Origin of the sequence: Rhizobium pisi, assembly GCF_003938655.1 — a bacterium.
Lineage (GTDB): Bacteria > Pseudomonadota > Alphaproteobacteria > Rhizobiales > Rhizobiaceae > Rhizobium > Rhizobium pisi.
The window spans coordinates 81,386-101,455 of sequence record NZ_RJJT01000008.1; the positions used below are offsets into that span (position 1 = coordinate 81,386).

The 20,070-nt window shown below is 62.7% G+C and carries 12 protein-coding genes; 8 read left to right on the plus strand and 4 right to left on the minus strand.

Translation table 11 applies throughout. From position 1 onward, the window contains the following. Positions 1-11 precede the first annotated feature (11 nt). Entirely contained in the window at positions 12-1,418 is a 1,407-nt protein-coding gene (locus EFD55_RS12845) for an FAD/NAD(P)-binding protein (protein ID WP_125845432.1), read from the minus strand. Positions 1,419-1,838: 420 nt separating this feature from the next. Between EFD55_RS12845 and EFD55_RS12850 the strand changes: the two genes are divergently transcribed. The 5 genes from EFD55_RS12850 (at position 1,839) to EFD55_RS12870 (ending at position 8,672) form a co-directional block, all read left to right on the plus strand. Then, a complete protein-coding gene (locus EFD55_RS12850) occupies positions 1,839-3,800 on the plus strand; it encodes an ABC transporter ATP-binding protein (protein WP_183736713.1) in 1,962 nt (653 codons plus the stop codon). Positions 3,801-3,824: 24 nt separating this feature from the next. Then, on the plus strand, positions 3,825-5,723 hold the full coding sequence (locus tag EFD55_RS12855; RefSeq protein WP_125845433.1) for an ABC transporter ATP-binding protein: 1,899 nt from the start codon (positions 3,825-3,827) through the stop codon (positions 5,721-5,723). 204 nt (positions 5,724-5,927) lie between these two features. Next, on the plus strand, positions 5,928-6,242 hold the full coding sequence (locus EFD55_RS12860) for a hypothetical protein (RefSeq protein ID WP_125845434.1): 315 nt from the start codon (positions 5,928-5,930) through the stop codon (positions 6,240-6,242). 270 nt (positions 6,243-6,512) lie between these two features. Continuing rightward, entirely contained in the window at positions 6,513-7,553 is a 1,041-nt protein-coding gene (locus EFD55_RS12865) for a LacI family DNA-binding transcriptional regulator (RefSeq protein WP_125845435.1), read from the plus strand. 81 nt (positions 7,554-7,634) lie between these two features. Continuing rightward, positions 7,635-8,672 (plus strand): LacI family DNA-binding transcriptional regulator, encoded by a 1,038-nt coding sequence (locus tag EFD55_RS12870; protein ID WP_125845436.1) that lies wholly within the window; start codon positions 7,635-7,637, stop codon positions 8,670-8,672. A gap of 85 nt (positions 8,673-8,757) precedes the next feature. Here EFD55_RS12870 and EFD55_RS12875 read toward each other — a convergent pair whose 3' ends face one another. After that, positions 8,758-9,957, minus strand: coding sequence for a multidrug effflux MFS transporter (locus tag EFD55_RS12875; RefSeq protein ID WP_125845437.1), 1,200 nt, complete (start codon positions 9,955-9,957; stop codon positions 8,758-8,760). Positions 9,958-10,127: 170 nt separating this feature from the next. Here EFD55_RS12875 and EFD55_RS12880 point away from each other — a divergent pair, with 170 nt between their 5' ends. After that, a complete protein-coding gene (locus EFD55_RS12880; protein ID WP_125845438.1) occupies positions 10,128-10,868 on the plus strand; it encodes a TetR/AcrR family transcriptional regulator in 741 nt (246 codons plus the stop codon). 15 nt (positions 10,869-10,883) lie between these two features. Here EFD55_RS12880 and EFD55_RS12885 read toward each other — a convergent pair whose 3' ends face one another. After that, complete coding sequence (locus EFD55_RS12885; RefSeq protein WP_125845439.1) at positions 10,884-11,324, minus strand: response regulator; 441 nt, start codon at positions 11,322-11,324, stop codon at positions 10,884-10,886. Between the two features lie 230 nt (positions 11,325-11,554). Next, complete coding sequence (gene msrA / locus EFD55_RS12890; RefSeq protein ID WP_125845440.1) at positions 11,555-12,259, minus strand: peptide-methionine (S)-S-oxide reductase MsrA; 705 nt, start codon at positions 12,257-12,259, stop codon at positions 11,555-11,557. Between the two features lie 200 nt (positions 12,260-12,459). Here msrA and EFD55_RS12895 point away from each other — a divergent pair, with 200 nt between their 5' ends. Both EFD55_RS12895 and pbpC read left to right on the plus strand, forming a co-directional pair. Next, positions 12,460-17,925 (plus strand): alpha-2-macroglobulin family protein, encoded by a 5,466-nt coding sequence (locus EFD55_RS12895; protein WP_125845441.1) that lies wholly within the window; start codon positions 12,460-12,462, stop codon positions 17,923-17,925. Further along, positions 17,925-20,006, plus strand: a complete 2,082-nt coding sequence (gene pbpC, locus EFD55_RS12900) for a penicillin-binding protein 1C (RefSeq protein WP_125845442.1) — start codon at positions 17,925-17,927, stop codon at positions 20,004-20,006. The genes EFD55_RS12895 and pbpC overlap by 1 nt, the downstream gene beginning before the upstream one ends. Positions 20,007-20,070 lie beyond the last annotated feature (64 nt).

Genomic DNA, 20,070 nt, shown 5'->3' on the forward strand with positions numbered 1-20,070 from the left:
GGCTGCCGATTTCAGACGGCCTTGACCTGCGGATAAAACCGTTCGCCCACCCGCTCGGCGGCGGCATAGGCCTGCGACACGATTTCGGGCACGAGATCGATATCGGGCAGGCTGCCAAGGCCGAGTGGGCCGACGGCAAAGAGCCCGGCGACGGTCGAACCGTCCTCCAGGAAAGGCTCGCCGCATGCATTGACCGCAAGCCCGAGCGAAAGCTCGTCCGGCATGGCAAGGCCGGCTGAAAGCAGGCTCTGTATCAGCGGGGCTGAAAGATCGGGCGCCTGACAGCGGCAATCGATGATGCGCTCGGCATGAACGACCTCCTCGACGGAGGAACCGGCCGGCGTGAAGAACAGACCGCTGAGGCCCCGGCGGCCGGCCCGGCCGCGGCGCAGTACGGTTCGGCCTTCGGCAAGCTCGCGTTTCAGCCGCAAATGCATGGCCTCGGGCAGGCGGTTGCGGTGGCTGTCGTAGATTGCCCTGAGGTGCCGGTTGAACTGATGTTTGTCGCGCGCCGGCAGCGAGCGCCAGAGCAGGCGCGCATGTTTCCTCAGGCCGTTCATCACCGATTGCCAGCTTCGGCCCTCTTCCTCCGCCTCGCGACAGGCCTGGCGGATGAAGCGCACGATATCAGGCAGGCTCTGCGGCAGCGCTTCGGCCGGGAAGACCGGATCGGCGGAATTCGGCGTATGGCTCTGCGGCAGGAAGCCACGCCGGGAAATGATCGTAATCTGCCCGGCATAACCGGAATCGCGCAGCTGCAGCAACTGGTCGACCACGCGGATGCCGCTGCCGAGCAGTACAGCATGCGGCCGGGCGACGAGGCGCTGGGCCCTGACCGGCGAAACGTCCTGCCCGCCGGCATCTGGTTCCGTCAGACCATAGCCGGTGGCGAGGATCACGGTATCGAACAGCGGATTGGCGGGATTGGCGCTTTCGAGCAGGAAACGGTTGCCGTGGCTCCTGCGGATCGTCACGACAGGATCGTTGCAGACCTGGACGGTAATGTCCCGGCGGGCGGCGAGCGCTTCCGAAAAGCGCTGATAGACATAGTCGCTGAAGATTTCCTTCGGCACGAAGATCTGCCGGAAACCGGGAATAGCGGCCGGCACGGCGGCGCGGAAGGCGGCGTTGCTACAGAGCCAGTCGTTGAAATCGTCATTGTCGCCGAGCGAGACTGAGAGATCGCGCACACGGGTGTTGAGGATCGTCGAGGAGCGGACTGAGGCCAGCGCCTGGCCGCCGCTGACCGACGAATTCGGATCGAATAGTTGCAGGTGGAAGGGTGAGCGCACCGTCTTCATCAGCGCGATCGCCGTCATCATGCCGGAAAAACCGCGCCCGACGATGGCAATGCGCGGCACGGCAGAAATCTGCGCCGCCGCACTGGCCCTTGCGGAGAAAAGTCCCTGAACCGTCATCGCAACTCCTTTGCGGGTTCATCCGCACCGTGTGTCGATCGAGGTTTCAACGCATAAAAGCCGATCACGCGTTGTTGAGGTTCATGCGGCCATTCACAACACTGCCGCTGCATCGGGGTCCATACCAGCGGCCCCGCAAGGATACCAGGCGAGCGATCACGCCCGTCCATAGTCTATTAAACTAGTCGTGTATGAAAGCGCTAAAAGCCTGATGTGGCAAGAGGGTTTGTTGCTTCTGTTGGTAAACCATTGGGATAACAAAGGATTTTCCGCGGGAGACGGCTTCCGGCGGCATCAATCTCTTCGGTAATGGTTGCCTGACAGGGCCTCCCCACGCTGCAACCCACCCGCGTACCGATTGTTCCCGAAGGGATACGAGGAGGGCCTCACGTAAAAATAACCAGATGGTGAATTGTTTACTTGAACCCCCCGGTCGAATCGGCAAAAGTGACGGTGCTATCAATCCCTTCATGGATTTGCCGTCTTTTCGGGCCAGCGTCCGAGCACCACATCTATTGGAAAAATACCGTGAGCAGCGAAGCGTTAACACGCGCGACGAAGCCTTCGGCTTCGATGGCGCTTGCAACTGCGGCAGGCTGGGGCCAAGGCCTCTACACATTGGTGCGCATCACCGTGATGGCCTTCCGACACCCCTGGCAGGCGGGCCTTGCCATCGGCGCTACCCTGATCGCCTCCACCTTCCAGCTTCTGATCCCCCGCCTTCTCGGCCAGGCGGTCGACCATACCCAGGTGGCGCTTCATGGCGGCACGATCGGGCAACAGGCGCAGGATGCGCTGCTGACGACGGCGCTGCTTCTGCTCGGCGCCAGCGTGCTGCGCGGCATCTTCACCATGGTGCAGAACTACTTCAGCGAATCCGTCGGCCATCACATGGGCTATGAGCTGCGACTAGCCTGCTACGAGAAGATCCAGCGCCTCTCCTTCAGTTTTCATGACACCGTGCATTCCGGCGACCTGATCACCGTCGGCCTGCTCGACTTGGAAGGCGTGCGCATGTATTTTTCGACGGCCCTCGTGCGCGTCTTCTTGCTTTCCATGCTGATCGGCATCGGCGCCTACATGCTGCTTTCGACCGACGTCGTGCTCGGCCTGCTGGCGCTCTCCTTCGTGCCGTTCGTCGGCTGGCGCTCGTCGGTTACCCAGCTTCGCCTGCGCGCCACCTGGCTCGATCTTCAGCAGCGGCTTTCGGTGCTGACCCGCATCATGGAAGAAAATCTCGGCGGCATCCGTGTCGTGCGCGCCTTCGCGGCGCAGGAGCACGAGCTTTCGAAATTCGAGAAAGCGTCGAAGAGCGCGCTGGAGCTCGCCCATCAGCGCGTCGGCATCCGCGTCGTCAATACCAGTGCTATGACCTTCTCCTTCTTCGTCGCCATGGGCCTGGTGCTGTGGGTCGGCGGCGGCAAGGTGATGTCCGGCGAGATCACCGTCGGCACGCTCGCCTCCTTCCTTACCTTCATGACCATCCTGCAGATGCCGGTGCGTCAGCTCGGCCTGATGGTCAACGCCTTTGCCCGCGCCTCGACCTGCGGCACGCGCCTCTTCGAGCTGCTGGACCTCGAAATCGCCGTGCGCGATGCGCCTGATGCCAAGGCTTTGAAGGTGACCGATGGCACGCTGCGCTTCGAGAATGTCAGCTTCGCCTATCCGAGCTCGCCGATGCACGAGGTGCTGCGCGACGTCAGCTTCGAGGCCAGGCGTGGCGAAACGATCGGCATCGTCGGCCCGCCCGGCAGCGGCAAGACGACGCTCGCGCATCTGATCCCCCGCTTCTATGACGCGACCGGCGGCAAGATCACCATCGACGGGCAGGATATTTGCAAGGCGACGCTGCAGTCGCTGCGCCGCTCGGTTGCCGTCGTGCAGCAGGATTCCTTCCTCTTCACGACCACGATCGAAAACAACATCGCCTATGGCGATCCCTGGGCTAAGGAAGGCCGCATCGAACGCGCCAGCGAAAGTGCGCAGCTCCACAACTACGTGCTTGGCCTGCCCACAGGCTACGGCACTGTTGTCGGCGAACGCGGCGTTTCGCTTTCGGGCGGCCAGAGACAGAGGCTTTCGATCGCCCGGGCGCTGATGCTGAAGCCAGCCGTGATGGTGTTCGACGATTCGACCGCAGCAATCGACGCCGCCACCGAGCAGCGCATCCGCAGCGCCATGCGCCGTTATGCCGCCGACCGGGTGACGATCATCGTGGCCCATCGCCTGAGCTCGCTGATGCATGCCGACAAGATCTTCTTCATCGAGGACGGCCGCATCGTCGAACAGGGCACGCATGACGAACTGCTTTTGCTCGGCGGGCGATACAAGGCGCTTTATGATCTGCAGGTGCGACCGGGCGACGACGCTTTGAGCGCGTGAGAAACCGGCGCTGGAGGAAACAACATGGCCGAGGAACTGGAAACCGAGCGTGCTGACGTTCGCGAGGATGGCAGGCGCCCGCCACGGGCGGTCGTCGGCTCGCAGCGCGTCGAAGAGGAGATCTTCGGCAAGGTCTTCGATTCCAACATCGTCAAGCGCATCTGGGCCTTCGTGCATCCCTACCGGCGCGATGTCGTCCTGTCGGTCATTTCGGTGCTTGTTTTCACCGGCATGCAGCTCCTCATCCCGCTGATCATCCGCTATGCCATCGACCACGGCATGCAGCCGGGCGGCAGCCATTCGGCGCTGACTTTAGCGATCGTCGCCTTCCTGATCGCCATCCTTATCAACTACGGCGCCAGCTATTTTCAGGAAACGCTGGTCGGCGGCGTAGCGGAAAACGTGCTCTTCGATATCCGCAAGGCGATGTTCTCGCATCTCCAGCGCGTTTCGCTCTCCTTCATGGACAAGACCGAGGTCGGCCGGCTGATGTCGCGCCTGCAGGGCGACGTCAACTCAATGCAGGAATTTCTCGAAACCTGCGTACTGTCGGTCGGGGATATCTTCCTGCTCTTCGGCATCGTCTTCGTGATGCTCTATCTCGACTTCAAGCTCGGCCTGCTGACGCTGTCCGTGCTGCCGGTGCTCTTTGTCGTGCGCCTGTTCTGGCTGCCGCTGGCGCGCAAGTCCTTCATGGCCGCGCATGAGACGAACTCGGTTGCGAACGGCGCACTCGCCGAAGCGATCCATGGCGTGCGCGCCGTCCAGAGCATGGATCGGCAGGACGTCAACTTCACGCTCTACGATGACAAGGCGCATGCCAACCTGCTGACGCACCTGACGGCGGCGCGTTACGCCCAGATCATGGTGCCGATCGTCGATTCGCTGACCGGCATCGCCATGGCGCTCGTCATCGTCGTCGGCGGCGCGCGCGTCCTAAACCAGGCGCTTGATGTCGGCGTGCTCGTCGCCTTCCTCTTCTACATCCAGCGCTTCTTCGACCCGATCCGTTCGCTCACCCTGCAATATTCGGTCATGCAGCGCGCCATGGCGTCGGGCCAGCGTCTGACCGATGTGCTCGACGTGCCGGTCGATATCAAGGATGCGCCCAACGCCAAGGTGCTGTCGGCCGAGATGGACGGCTCGGTGGAATTCCGCGATGTTGTCTTCGGCTATAATCCGAAGCATCCGGTGCTCAAGCATGTGAGCTTCAGGGTCAATCCCGGCGAGACGGTCGCCCTCGTCGGCCCGACGGGATCGGGCAAGTCGAGCTGCATGTCGCTGATCCACCGCTTCTACGAGGTGCAGCAGGGGCAGGTTGTGGTCGGCGGGCATGACGTGCGCGAGCTGACGCAGGATTCGCTCGGCGCACAGATCGCCATGGTGCTGCAGGAACCCTTCCTCTTCACGGGCACCGTCTTCGAAAACATCCGCTATCACAAGACGGAAGCGACGCGCGAGCAGGTGATCGAAGCCGCCAAGGCCGTTGGCGCGCATGACTTCATCATGCGCCTGCCGGAAGGCTATGACGGCATGCTCGGCGAGCGCGGCGGCAATCTTTCGCTCGGCCAGCGCCAACTCCTCTCCTTTGCCCGCGCGCTGGTGGCCGACGCCAAGATCCTCGTGCTCGACGAGGCGACGGCCAATATCGACAGCTATACGGAGATGCTGATCCAGCGGGCGCTGGTGAAGCTGCTCGAAAACCGCACCGGCCTCGTCATCGCCCACCGGCTTGCGACAATCCGCGAAGCCGACCGCATCATCGTGCTGCAGAATGGCGAGATCGTCGAGAGCGGCAATCACCAGCAGCTCATGAAAAACGGCAAGCTCTATTCGAAGCTCTATAACCTCAATTACGCATCCTTCGACGATATTCCCGAAAACGTACTCGAAGAGACGACGGTAACCGAATCGGCGACCTGATTTTGGGTGCCTGGGCTCGGTGAGGCCGATCCGAGGTGTTTGATGCCAAACGCCAAAACTGATGTCTCCTGCGCCGTTTTATGTATTCTCTGCAACAGCGGCGGTCGATTTGCCTTAAAAGGCGCAAAATTTGAACGAACAAACGCCGTGCTGCGGCATTTCTCCTTTATAGGGGGCGATGTGCCAGCCACTGAGGAGCATGTTATGAAGAGAATTATTAGCAGCCTGTTGATCGCAACGGCCCTTATGGGATCGGCCATTCAGCCCGCTGCCGCGCGTGACCATCATCACCATAACAACACCGGCCGCATTATAGCAGGCGGCGTTGCGGCAGGTGTCGTCGGCGGTCTGATTGGAGGCGCCCTCGTCAACAGCGGCCCCCGCTATGTCGATGGTCCGCGCTATGTTGAAAGCCCTCGCTATGTCGAACCCGCGCCGAGATGCTGGTATGAGGACCGCGACGTCCGCAACCGCTATGACGGCGGTTATCACACCGAAACGGTTCGCGTCTGCGAGTAGCGGGTCAGAAGACCACCTCGTCTCGCGGCTGATTTTCGTCTCCCGGCCGAGGTTGCCTCCGGCAGCCTCGGTCTTCCCTTGCACTGAATATTGTCCGCACCGGATGTCAACTTGCTGCCATCGCTCCGCCATAGAGCTGGAGCGTGCAGAATTGCCAAATCGCGTCAATCACAGTTCTTCCATGCTTGTTCCGGCACGCTTTTCATGCTGATCGTCGAGCATTCCTGAGGGCAGGTATTCTGTCGCGCGTGGAGCATTGAGGGAAAGCCGATGAATGATGGTCCGGTGAAGGACGGCAAGGCGCCGAAGAAAGAACGCATGCGCTTCGTCAGCGCCGAGCAGGTGGCGCAATTGGCGGGCGTTTCGCGCTCCGCCGTTTCGCGCACCTTCACCCCGGGCGCAAGCGTTGCCCCGGCGACGCGCGAAAAGGTACTGCGGGCGGCGCAAAACCTCGGCTACCACGTCAACGACCTGGCGCGCGGCGTGCTTGCCAATCAGAGCCGCCTTGTCGGCATCGTCGCGACGCGGCCGGAAGTGGGTTTTCGCGCGCATCTGGCGGCCGCACTTGCCAAATTGCTGATCCGGCGCGGCAGCATTCCGATCCTCATCAACACCGGCCAGACGGAAGACGAGCTGCTCGCCGCGCAGAAGATGCTGATCGGCCACCGGGCGGAGGCGATCATCATCCTGTCCGGCTCGCCGCCGGCGAGTTTCTTCGAACTCGCGCAGCGAAACGGCCAGCCGCTCGTCGTCATCGGCCGTTCGGAACCCGACGCCGACCATGTCCGCGTTGGCAACTCCGAGGCTTCGCGCAAGGCGGCGTCGGCCTTTTACGAAAGCGGCAGACGACGCCTGGCGGTCATCGGCTCCAACACGGGAACGCCGAGCATCGTCGAGCGTGAAAGGGCTTTCCTCTTGGCGGCGGAGTCGCTCGGGGCATCCGTCGTTGTCGGGCGCGGCGCAGATTCCGACTATGACGGCGGCGTCACCGCCGGGCGTGCACTCTTTGCGGAGAAGATAAAGCCCGACGCGGTCTTCTGCGCCAACGACCAAATCGCCTTCGGACTGATGGATGTCGTGCGACAGGAAGCCAGGCTGCGCATCCCCGAGGATGTCGCCGTTATCGGCTTCGATGACGTTCCGGAATCCTCCTGGCTGAGCTACCAGCTGACCACTTTCCGCCAGGATCCGCTGACCATGGCGTTGCGCGCCGTCGAACTGATGGAGCGGCGGCTTGAAAATCCGGATGCGCCTGCGGGTTACGAACGCGTCATTCCGGAACTCGTCATCCGCCAGAGCTTCAAGCCCTGACCTCCCCCACGGCTTTTCGCAGGCGCAATCCTGTGGCAAGAAAGAGCAAATGCGAACCGATAGGGAGGAAAATCGTCGCAGATGAAGGGGATCCGCCAGCTTGCAGAGCATCTCGACATTTCGATCGGGACCGTGTCCCGTGCGCTGAACGGCAAGCCCGACGTCAACGACGAAACCCGCCGGCGCGTGCTCGCCGCCGCTGAAGAGCTCGGTTATGTCGCCAACCAGTCGGGCCGCAGCCTTCGCCAGGGCATGACCAACGTCATCGGGCTGATGCTCGAAGTGAGCCGCGAGACGGTCGAAAACAGCGACGACTTCTTCCTTGGCGTTATCGACGGTCTGCAGAGCGTCTTTTCCCGCCACAAGCTCGATCTGGTCATGCTGCCCTGCCCCGATGACGAGGATCCGCACGAATATCTGAAGCGCATGGTGGCGCGTCGGCTCGTCGATGCTCTGATCATCTCGGCGACGCGACGGACCGACCGGCGCATCGAGCTTCTGGAAAAGGCCCGTATTCCCTTCGTGGCGCTCGGCCGCAGCGCATCCGGCGGCAGCTACACCTGGATGGATCTCGATTTCGAGGGCGTGGCCGCGCGCGGTGTCGACCGGCTGGTCGCAAAGGGCCATCGGCGGATCGCGGTGGCCGCCCCCTCCTCCGACATCAACCTCGGCTATATCTTCCTCGACAGTTACCGCCAGGCGCTGAAGCGCCACGATATTCCCTTCGATCCGGCTCTCGTCATCCGTGTCAAGTCGAGCGAACAGGGCGGCTATCAGGCCGGCCACGAACTTCTGATGATCGAACAGCGGCCGACTGCGATCATCCTGATCCACGAACTGATGGCGATCGGGCTTTACCGGCGGCTTGCCGAAGCCGGCATCGTGCCTGGCCGCGACCTCGCCGTCGTCGGCTTCCGCGACGAGCCGCGCACGCATTTTCTCCAACCGACACTAACATCCTTCCGCATGTCGCTGCGCGATCTCGGTGCGCAGCTCGGCGAAACCCTGCTCGCCACCATGCCGGCCTATGCCGAGCACTACCCGCAGGGCGCCCGCAACAGGATCTGGCCAATGGAACTCGTCCCCGGCGAAAGCGACGCTCTCACGATTAACGTCTAGCTCCGGCTTGGAGCCGCCGCGCCGGCTACTTCTCAAAGGGCGTGGCACACGACCGCACCCGGAGACCGGGTGCGGCCTGTCCTGATCATTCGGCGGCGGCGACGGCGGCGCGGCGGCCGATCGTTGCCTGCGTCAGCACGAAGGCTGAGAAGGCGCAGAGTGCGATGCCGGCGGCCATCGGAACCGCGGTACCATCGAAGAAGATGCTCGATATGACCATGGCGACGGCGGCGATCACGAAGTGCAGCGTCCCCATCAGCGACGAAGCTGTGCCGGCGATCTCGCCGTGGTCCTCGAGGGCGAGCACCGCGCTCGTCGGGATGACGAGGCCGAGGAAGCCGTAGCCGATGAACAGGAAACTCGCCAGAACAGGCAGTTGGTTGAAGCCCGAAGCCATCACCACCGCCATGACGACCATCGCTAGCGCAAAGGCGCTGACCGCAATGCGCATGACGCGCACGAGGCCGAAACGCTCGCCGAGCCAGCCCGTCGCCTGCGACACCGTGAAGAAGGACACAGCATTGATCGAGAAGGCGAAGCTGTATTGGGTCGGCGTCAGCCCGTAATGCTGGATCAGCACGAAGGGCGAGTTGGCGAGATAGACGAGGAAGCTCGAAATGCCGAGGCCGCCGATGAAGGTCAGCGTCAGGAAATTGCGGTCGGTCAGCAGCAGGCGGTAGGCCGCCATGGCGCTTTTCAGTCCGCTGCCGCTGCGCTCCTTGGTCGAACGGGTTTCTTCGAGCTGGGTGGCGAGCAGGACGAGGCCGATGAAGGCGGCGATCATCACGGCCCAGAACACGCCGCGCCAGCCGTAGAACTCGATGACGGCACTGCCCGTCAGCGGCGCCAGGATCGGCGAGATCGAGAAGACCAGCATCAGCAGCGACATCAGGCGTGCGGCCTGCACGCCTGTGTGCATATCGCGGACGATGGCGCGCGGAATGACCATGCCGGCGGCACCGCCGATACCTTGGATGAAACGGAAGGCGATCAGCGTTTCGATGTCGGTCGAAAGCGCACAGCCGATCGAAGCGACGGCGAAGAGGCCGATGCCGAGATAGAGCGGCAGCTTGCGGCCCCACATATCCGACAGCGGACCGTAGACAAGCTGGGCGAGCGCAAAGGAGATGAAGAAGGCGAGAAGGGTCAGCTGGGTGACGCTGTTATCGGCATGCAGATCCTGTCCGATGGATGGCAACGCGGGCAGATACATGTCGATGGCGAAAGGCCCTATGGCCGAGAGAAGGCCGAGAATGAGGGCAATGCGAAAGAAGGGAGCCGTCATAAGGGTGATCTTTCATAAAAGCGCAACGGAGGCGTCGGATGATCGCTCCGCCGCATTGCTCTCGGGTTGAATGATGATCGTTCGCGCGAAGACGAAGTTGGGAGCTCATATCTCCAACGGCGAACCAAGAGTGTCAATAAATTTGGACACGCTTGTAAAATTAGACGCCATTGTCTAAGACGTCAAGACGTCTTATCTTCGTTCGCATGAAAGATCGCATGACACCCGCAGCCAGAATGACGGGGCATACGCAGCGCGGGCAATGCGCCAAGCGCATGTCGATCCTCGATGCCGCCGCCGACGTCTTCTGCAGTCAGGGTTTTGCCGGGGCCAGCATCGACGAGATCGCCGCCGTCGCCTGCGTTTCCCGTCAGACGATCTACAATCACTACCGCGAGAAAGAGACCCTGTTCGTCGCCGTCGTCGAAGATGTCATGAACCGCGCCAACACCATGCTCTTCTCCATGCTGTCGACCTTCCCAGACAGCGCCGACAATCTGGAGGACGACCTGACGGCCTTCGTCGTGCGCCTCAACAGGAACTGCATCTGCAACCACGACGGAAAATTCCTGCGCAAGCTCGTGCAAACCGAGGGCGAGCGCTATCCGCATCTCTTCGAGAGCTGGCGCCTGCACGGACCGGGCAAGCTGACGACGGCGCTATCGGCACTTTTCGCGCGGCTTGCCCACAAGGGAGCGCTCGTCATCGACGATTTCGACGTCGCCGCCCGGCAGTTCGTGGCACTCGGCAATGCCGACCTGCAGATGACCGTCCTTTTCGGCGGGGTGCCCACCGACGAGGAACTGGAAAAGGCGGCGCGAAACGCCGTCCGCACCTTTCTCAAAGCCTATGGCAGGCCGGCGGCGGAAAAGGCCGGCCCTCAATCGCAACTTGCCGTCATTTCGGGCTGATCCAAGCCCGTCCAATCAGGCAAAAACCGTCATCTGTTGGGGAACGACCGCGAACAAGCCGACACGGCGCGCGGCAAGATATTTCACCAACTGTTCGACGACGGAAGGCATGACCGGCTTCTGAACCACGCCGACCGCACCCTTGACACCATGTGCGACAACCTCCGGATTGGCGGTCATGAAGACGACGGCAATGCCATGTTGTGCGGCCAATTGCCGGCCGATGTCAGGCCCGGTCGGACCATCGGCGAGATTGACATCGACGAAGGCAATATCTGCAAGAGGCGCCAGCCGCAGCGCCTGCTCGCGATTATCCGCAAGGCCCGCGACCTGCATGCCCATGCCTTCCACCGTCGCTTCGAGATCCAGTGCGATCAGGAATTCATCTTCGACGATCAATACTCTCTGCTTCATGAGTTCATCTCGTTGCCAGCGCCGCATGACATTCGTGGCCATGATACGTCCCCTTGTTACGCGCATACTTCGAAAGAGGGATCCGCTCCGGCAGCTGTCCCTGCTCGAAACTCATTGTTGTAACGGGCAACTTGACGATATGTTCCGCGCTGAAACGTGATTTTATCAAATTAAGATATTGTTAACATTGATGAATTCTTAACGGCGAAGAAGCGGAATGAAAAAAGGCGGCCTCGCGGCCGCCCTGAAATGCCAGGATCAATAAGGATTAATCAGCCCTTGGCCTTCCTGACGAGAACCGGCTGGCTGCGATAGTCGGCGGGGAAAAGCGACTTCAGGTTCTCGATCTTCGGCAGGTCGTTGTAGACGATATAGGGATAATTCGGATTGAGCGAAAGGAAATCCTGATGATAGGCTTCTGCGGGATAGAAGCCGGTGGTATCACTCACGCTGGTGACGATCGGCTGCGGGAAGACATGCGCCTTGTCGAGCTGACTTATATAGCTTTCGGCAACTTTGCGCTGCTCCGGATCGGAAACGAACAGCGCCGAACGGTACTGCGTTCCCTGGTCCGGCCCCTGGAAATTCAGTTGCGTCGGATTGTGCGCCACCGAGAAGAAGATCTGCAGCAACTTGCCGTAGCTCACCTGTTTCGGATCGAACCGAACCTGGACGGATTCGGCGTGACCTGTCGAACCTGTACTGACGGTTTCGTATTGCGCCGTTCCGGCGTCGCCACCGGCATAACCGGAGACGGCGCTCTCCACGCCTTTCACATGCTGGAAAACGCCCTGGACGCCCCAGAAACAGCCTCCGGCGAAAATGGCAGTCTCCGTGCCTGAGCTTGCGGCCTCGTCAACGGCCGGCGGCGGAATGACGACGGCATCCTCGGCGGCACTTACGGTACCCGGGCCTAACGAGAGAACGGTGGCTGCAAGGAGTGCGATAAGGCTCCCGCGGCTGAAAGATATGGACATTGCGCTACCTCCTGCGATCGCCCAAATCCTTGCTCATCCTCGCAAAAGCCGCAAATCACAAGGCGATCACTCACGCCGATGTGACAAATATACGAAAGGTTTTGTACGGAGATAAAACAACGCTTGAGTTGAGTTGACAATCCCGCGAGGAGTGAGGAGAGTGCCCGCCGGTCAGAGCCAGCATCCTGTGGGGGGAACCTATGTCCGTGCGCTCGTTCTTTGCCTTTGCCGTCATCGCATTTTCCACGATCGCCGTCAGTTTTCCCGCAGCCGCTGCGGACACCAAGCGCGACATCCAGACGATCAAGGACGCCGATTTCTTCGGCTTCGATCTTCGCACCGAGCAGAATGTTTCTCTCGATCAATGCAAGACCTCCTGCATCGGCGACAAGAGCTGCAAGGCCTTCACCTACAATCCCAAGGTGAAATGGTGCTTCCTGAAATCCGATTTCAAGACGATGAACGCCTTCCCCGGCGCCATCGCCGGCAAGATCGTCGAGACGGCCGCCCAGAAGGAACCGGATATCGGCGCCGCGCCGCGCCTGACCTTCCTGACCAGCGACCTCATCCAGCAGGCCCATGATTTCAAGGACAATCTCGAACTCGCCGACGACCAGCAGGGCCAGGGCGTCGACAGCCTGACGGCCAATGCCCGCATCGACCTGACCGGCAACAACCTGACTGATGCGCTGAAATCCTTCCATGGCGCGCTGTCGATCACGCCCGGCGATGCCGATCTCTGGCTCGAAACCGCCCGCGCCGCCGCGTCGCTCGGCAGCACCGAGAGCAGCACGACGGGACAGGCCGTGCTTGATGCCCTGAACGGCTACGAGCTGACGCGCACCACGGCCAAGCGCGCCGAGGCGCTCTCCGTCCTCGCCAACGCTCTGGAGCGGAATGCCAATTACCGCCCGGCGCTCGATGCCTACAAGGCGAGCCTGGCACTCGTCGGCGCCAAGGACGTGCAGGCAGCCTATCTGCAGCTGAAGTCGACGCAGGGTTTCCGCATCACCGAACACACGGTCGATGCCGACAGCGCTAACCCGCGCGCCTGCGTCACCTTCTCCGAGGCACTCGTCAAGACCACCGACTACACGCCTTTCGTGACGCTGAACGGCGCAGCCCCCAAGGCACTCGAAACCAAGGACAAACAGATCTGCGTCGAGGGGCTGACGCATGGCGAGACCTACAAGATCGCCTTCCGCACCGGCCTGCCGTCATCAGTCGACGAAGTGCTCGAAGCCCCCGTCAGCATCGACGTCTACATCAAGGACCGCACCCAGATGGTGCGTTTCACCGGCGACAGCTTTGTGCTGCCCTCGACGGCGCGCCGCGGCATCCCGATCGTGTCCGTCAATATGACGTCGGCGAACCTGAAGCTCTACCGCATCGGCGACCGTGGCATCGCGCCACTGCTGACCAACTCGCAATTCCTGAGCCAGCTCGACGGCTACAGCGCCCAGACCATTGAGGATCAGAGCGGCGAACTCGTCTGGCAGGGCTCGATCGAGATCGCCAACGAACTGAACAAGGATATCGTCACCAGCTTCCCGGTCGATGAAGCGCTGCCCGAGCGCAAGCCGGGCATCTATGTGATGGTCGCAACGCCGGCAAACGGCCCGGCGCAGGACTGGGATTCGCAGGCGACGCAATGGTTTCTCGTCTCCGATATCGGTGTCACCACCTATGCCGGCACGGATGGCCTCAACGTCTTCACCCGTTCGCTCGCCTCGGCAAAGCCGATCGCAGGCGTCGAGCTGCAGCTGCTCGCCAAGAACAATGAAGTGCTCGGCACCGCGACGACCGACGCAAACGGCCGCGCCACCTTCACCGCCGGCCTGATCCGCGGCACAGCGGCGCTGACGCCCGCCGTCATCACCGCCAGGAACGGCACGTCGGACTATGTTTTCCTCGATATGACGCGCGCCGGTTTCGACCTGTCCGACCGCGGCGTGACCGGCCGCGCCGCACCCGGCGCGATCGATGTGCTGCCCTTCACCGAACGCGGCATCTACCGCGCTGGTGAAACGGTGCATGCTCAGGCGCTTGCCCGTGACACCGACGGCAATGCCATCGAGAACCTGCCGCTTACCTTCATCTTCAGCCGCCCCGACGGCGTCGAAGACCGGCGGATCGTCAGCCAGACCAGCAATCTCGGCGGTTACACGGTCGATTTCCCGACCCAGGAAAACGCCATGCGCGGCACCTGGACGATGAACATCTATACCGATCCCAAAAGTACGGCGATCGCCACCAAGAGCTTCCTCGTCGACGATTTCGTGCCCGATCGCACCGACATGGAGATCAAGACCGAGGCCAAGGAAATCGGTCCGGATACGCCGGCAACGATCACCATTGCGGGCAAGTATCTCTACGGCGCCCCGGCCGCAGGCCTGACGCTCGAAGGCGATGTGGTCGTCAAGCCGACGCGCGAAAGCGCTGCTTACAAGGGCTTCCTTTTCGGGCTTGCCGATGAAGAGGCGAGCGAGGATTCGCGCCTGCCGATCGACGGCCTGCCGGAACTCGACGAGAACGGCGAAGCCTCGACCGACCTCACTGTCGGCGACCTGCCGGCCACGACCCAGCTGCTCAACGCCACCGTCTATATCAGGATGCAGGAGGCGGGTGGCCGCGCCATCGAGCGCGCTTTGACCATCCCGGTGAAGAACCAGGGACCTTCGATCGGCATCAAGCCCGAATTTTCCGACGACCTGCCTGAGAACGCGATTGCCAACTTCACGGTGATCGGCGTCGATGCCAACGGCCAGAAGCAGGAGACGAAGGGCCTTCGCTGGAAATTCTACAGCCTCAATCGCGAGTACCAGTGGTATCGCGAGGGGACGGCATGGAAATACGAGCCGGTCTATACCGCCGAGCAGATCAGCAACGGCAGCGTCGATGCGACGATGGACGGCGCCAAGATCTCCGTGCCGGTGACCTGGGGCCGCTATCGCCTCGAAGTGGAAAGCCCGGATGCCGACGGCCCAACCTCGAGCGTCGAATTCGACGCCGGCTGGTTCGTGACCTCGACCTCGACCGAGACACCCGACGGGCTGGAGATTGCCCTCGACAAGGACAGCTACAAGATCGGCGAGACGGCGAAGCTGAAGGTCACCTCGCGTTATGGCGGCGAACTGATGGTCACGGCCGGAACCGAAAAGCTGGTCGCCGTGCAGAACGCCACAATCGGCGAGACCGGTGGCGAGGTCGACATTCCCGTCACATCAGATTGGGGTGCGGGCGCCTACGTGACCGCGACGCTCTTCCGCCCCGGCGACGCGCAGGACAGCCACATGCCGATGCGCTCGATCGGCATCAAATGGCTGAAGGTCGATCCCGAGCAGCGCGCGCTGCAGGTAAAGCTCGACACGCCGGAAAAGATGCTCCCGCGCGGATCGCTCGACATCAGCCTGCAGGTGGCCGGCGCCGGCGCCAATGAGGACGCCTATGTGACGGTCGCTGCCGTCGATGTCGGCATTCTCAACCTGACGCGCTACGAGCCTGCGAATCCGGAGGACTGGTATTTCGGCCAGCGCCAGCTCGGTCTTGAAATCCGCGACCTCTATGGCCGCCTGATCGACGGCTCGCTGGGTGCGACCGGCAAGCTCAGGACCGGCGGTGACGGGGGTGCTGTGGCGCTGCAGGCAAGCCCGCCGACCCAGAAGCTCGTCGCCTTCTTCTCCGGTCCGGTGAAGCTCGACGCCGAAGGCAAGGCCAAGGTCTCCTTCGACATTCCGCAGTTCAACGGCACGGCGCGCGTCATGGCGGTCGCCTGGTCGAAGAGCGGTGTCGGCCACGGCGTGAAGGACGTCATCATCCGCGATCCTGTGGTAGTGACCGCGAGCCTGCCGAAATTCCTGGCTCCTGGCGACAAGGCCAATCTACGCCTCGACATCGCCAACACCGATGCACCGGCCGGCGATTATAAGCTGCAACTGACCGGCAATGACGCCGTTGGCATCGAGCAGGCTTCCGCCTCGCAGACGATCCGCCTCGAAGCCGGCGCGAAATCCGAGCTGACGCTTTCGCTCATCGGCAAACAGCCGGGTAGCGGCAGCGTCTCGATCAACCTCTCCGACGCCTCAGGCCTTTCGCTCGACCAGACCGTCGACGTGCCGGTGCGTCCGTCATCGCTGCCGATCACCGAACGGCGGGTGCTGGCGCTGAAGCCGGGAGCAAAGCTCACCATCGACAAGAACCTGCTGGCCGACAGCGTGCTGCCCGGCGCCTCGATCAGCGTCAACGTCACCCGCTCGGCGGCGTTCGACATTCCCGCACTGCTGATGACGCTCGACCGCTATCCCTTCGGCTGCGCCGAGCAGACGACCAGCCGGGCGCTGCCGCTGCTCTACCTCGCTGAAGTGGCGAAGCAGGCGGGCATCGAAAACGACGACGACGTGCACAAGCGCGTGCAGGATGCGATCTACCGCGTGCTCTCCTATCAGGCTTCGGCCGGCAGCTTCGGCCTCTGGGGACCGGATTCGGGCGATGTCTGGCTCGATTCCTACGTCACCGATTTCCTGACGCGAGCCCGCGAGATGAAATACGACGTGCCGGAAAGAGCCTTCGTGCAGGCGCTGGAAAACCTGCAGAACACGCTGTCCTATACGACAGACATCAAGGGCCAGGGCGACCAGATCGCCTATGCCGTCTATGTGCTCGCCCGCAACAAGAAGGCCGCGATCAGCGATCTGCGTTACTATGCCGATACGATGATCAACGACTTCCCGACGCCGCTCGCCAAGGCGCATATCGCCGCCGCACTGGCGCTCTACGGCGACGCGCAGCGTTCAAAGAACATCTTCCTCGACGCACTGCAGATGTCGCAGCAGTCGATGGTATCCCGCGTAAACCTCTCCCGCACCGACTACGGCACGATCCTGCGTGACGGCGCGGCGATCCTGGCGCTCGCCGCCGAAAGCCGGCCGGTACCGCCTGTCATCCCGGAGCTTGCTAAGGCCGTCACCAAGGAATGGGGCCGCAGCAAATATAAGAGCACCCAGGAAGAGGCCTGGATGCTACTCGCCGCCCGCGCCATCCAGGGCGGTGACGACGGCCTCAAGGTCGACGTCAACGGCGCGCCCCACACCGGCGCCTACATGGCAAAGATGATGGGCGATGCGCTGAGCGATCATCCGCTGACGCTGACCAACCAGACGAACGACGCGGTTTCCGCCGTTGTCACCACGGTTGCCGCGCCCACCGTGCCGTTGCCGGCCGGCGGTGACGGCTTCACCATCGAGCGCAGCTATTACACGCTCGACGGCGAGGAGGCGAATGTGAGCGAGGCGAAGCAGAACGAACGCTACGTCGTCGTCATCCATGTGCGGGAAAGCAACACCTGGCCGTCGCGCATCGTTATCACCGACCTTCTGCCGGCCGGCTTCGAGATCGACAATCCGAATCTCGTCGACAGCGCACAGATGACGAATTTCGACTGGATCGGCGAGATCTCGGCTGCCCATACCGAATTCCGCTACGACCGCTTCGTCGCCGCCTTCAACCGTTCCGAAGGCGACGACCGTGAACTCAATGTCGCCTATGTCGTGCGCGCCGTCACCCCCGGCACCTACGACCATCCGGCCGCAAGCGTCGAGGACATGTACCGGCCCGAGCTTTCGGCTCGCACGGCGACCGGCAAGATGGAGGTCGTAACGGCGCAATAATGAGGCTGTGGCGTAAGTTTGCGATCGGATCCGCCGCCGGCGTCATTCTCGCCGGTGCGGTTTTCTTCGCGCTCGATGCCGCCGACCGCGCCTTTCCGCCCCCACTCAAGAAGGCGGATCTCGTCTCCGCCGAAGTGCTCGATGCCGACGGGCAATTGCTGCGTGCCTTCGCGACGTCGGAAGGCCGCTGGCGGCTGAAGACGACGGTTGCCGACGTCGATCCGCAATTCCTGCGCATGCTGATCGCCTATGAGGACCAGCGCTTCTATGACCATAGCGGCGTCGATCCCTGGGCACTCGGTCGCGCGAGCCTCCAATTCATCAGCAACGGCCGCATCGTCTCCGGCGCTTCGACGCTTTCGATGCAGGTGGCGCGGCTGATCGAGCCGCGTGCGGAACGCACGCTCTCGGCGAAGCTGCGGCAGCTCGCGCGCGCCGTGCAGATCGAGCGGCGGCTCTCGAAGGAGCAAATCCTCGACCTTTATCTGACCCATGCTCCCTATGGCGGCAATCTGGAAGGCGTGCGCGCCGCAAGCCTTGCCTATTTCGGCAAGGAGCCGCGGCGCCTGACGGTCGCCGAGGCGGCCCTGCTCGTCGCCCTGCCGCAATTGCCGGAACGGCGCCGGCCCGACCGCAATCTCAAGGCGGCGCAGGAGGCGCGCAAGCGCGTGCTCGATCGCGTCGCGGTGGCTGAAGCCGTCGGCGACGGCGAGGCGGAGCGGGCCGAGGCTGTTCCGGTTCCGCCGCGGCGCATGCAATTGCCAGCCCTTGCCGCCCATGTCGCCGAAGCCGCCCGTCGCAAGGAGCCTGATGTCATCAAGCACCAGACAACGTTGAAAAAGCAGGTGCAGCAAGGCTTGGAATCGGTCGCGCGGGCGGCGGCCATGAAGCTCGGGCCGAAGCTTTCGCTCGCCATGGTCATGGCCGATGCGCAAACGGGTGCGATCGTCGGCGAGGTCGGCTCGGCTGACTATTTCGATGCCAGCCGCTCCGGCTGGATCGACATGACGCGCGTCAACCGCTCACCGGGCTCGACGCTGAAGCCCTTCATCTACGGCCTCGCCTTTGAGCAGGGTCTCGTATCCCAAGAGACGATCATCGAAGACCGGCCCGCCGATTTCTTCGGTTATCGGCCGCGCAATTTCGACATGAGCTATCAGGGCGACGTCACCGTGCGGGAGGCGCTGCAGCTTTCGCTGAACGTGCCTGCTGTCAAGCTGCTTGACGCCGTCGGTCCGTCGCGGCTGATGGTGCGCTTCCGCCGCGCCGAAGTGCGCCCGGTGCTGCCACCGAATGAGACGCCGGGGCTGGCGATCGGTCTTGGCGGCGTCGGCATGACTTTGAAAGATCTGGTGCAGCTTTATACGGCGCTTGCCAATCGCGGCCAGCCGGCAAGGCTCGGCGACGGTGTCACCGGCACACCCGGCAAGATCGATGGGGAGCCACTGCTGGAACCGGTCGCGGTCTGGAATGTCGCCGACATTCTCTCGGGCGTCATTCCGCCGGCCGGCGCGCCGCAGCGCGGCATCGCCTACAAGACCGGCACGAGCTACGGCTATCGCGACGCTTGGTCGGTCGGCTATGACGGGCGCTATGTGCTCGGCGTCTGGGTCGGACGGCCGGATAACAGCGCCGTGCCGGGGTTAACAGGTTATGGCACCGCCGCGCCCATCCTGTTCGAGGGTTTTGCCAAGTCAGGCATCGCAACGACGCCACTACCCCGGCCGCCGGCGGGCGCCGTGCGCATAGCCCAGTCCGACCTGCCGATCAGCCAGCGCCGTTTCGCTGTCAATGCCAGTGGCCTGCTGGTCGCCTCCGGCCGCGAGCCCGCGCCTGCAATCGTCTATCCGCCCGAGGGTGCGCATATCGATCTCGGCGCCAGCGGGGGCGACCTCTCGCCGCTGATGCTGAAGCTCCAGGGCGGTCGCGCGCCCTTCCGCTGGCTCGCCAATGGCAAGCCGCTGCCCGACCTCTCCCGCCGGCGCACCCAGCAATGGCTGCCCGACGGTGGCGGTTACTCGAAACTGACCGTCATCGATTCGGCCGGACGCGCCGCAAGTGTGGGCGTTTTCATCGACTAGCGCATCGTCCTTTGCCCGTCTGAAAAAGACGCGCGGCGCTGTAAGGGAACAAAAAACCGGCCAC

Bases quoted from the DNA above. Each gene is read 5' to 3' on its own strand.
- EFD55_RS12845 (WP_125845432.1), bottom strand. From the start codon at position 1,418: ATGACGGTTCAGGGACTTTTCTCCGCAAGGGCCAGTGCGGCGGCGCAG.
- EFD55_RS12855 (WP_125845433.1), top strand. From the start codon at position 3,825: ATGGCCGAGGAACTGGAAACCGAGCGTGCTGACGTTCGCGAGGATGGC.
- EFD55_RS12860 (WP_125845434.1), top strand. From the start codon at position 5,928: ATGAAGAGAATTATTAGCAGCCTGTTGATCGCAACGGCCCTTATGGGA.
- EFD55_RS12865 (WP_125845435.1), top strand. From the start codon at position 6,513: ATGAATGATGGTCCGGTGAAGGACGGCAAGGCGCCGAAGAAAGAACGC.
- EFD55_RS12870 (WP_125845436.1), top strand. From the start codon at position 7,635: ATGAAGGGGATCCGCCAGCTTGCAGAGCATCTCGACATTTCGATCGGG.
- EFD55_RS12875 (WP_125845437.1), bottom strand. From the start codon at position 9,957: ATGACGGCTCCCTTCTTTCGCATTGCCCTCATTCTCGGCCTTCTCTCG.
- EFD55_RS12885 (WP_125845439.1), bottom strand. From the start codon at position 11,324: ATGGCCACGAATGTCATGCGGCGCTGGCAACGAGATGAACTCATGAAG.
- msrA (WP_125845440.1), bottom strand. From the start codon at position 12,259: ATGTCCATATCTTTCAGCCGCGGGAGCCTTATCGCACTCCTTGCAGCC.
- EFD55_RS12895 (WP_125845441.1), top strand. From the start codon at position 12,460: ATGTCCGTGCGCTCGTTCTTTGCCTTTGCCGTCATCGCATTTTCCACG.
- pbpC (WP_125845442.1), top strand. From the start codon at position 17,925: ATGAGGCTGTGGCGTAAGTTTGCGATCGGATCCGCCGCCGGCGTCATT.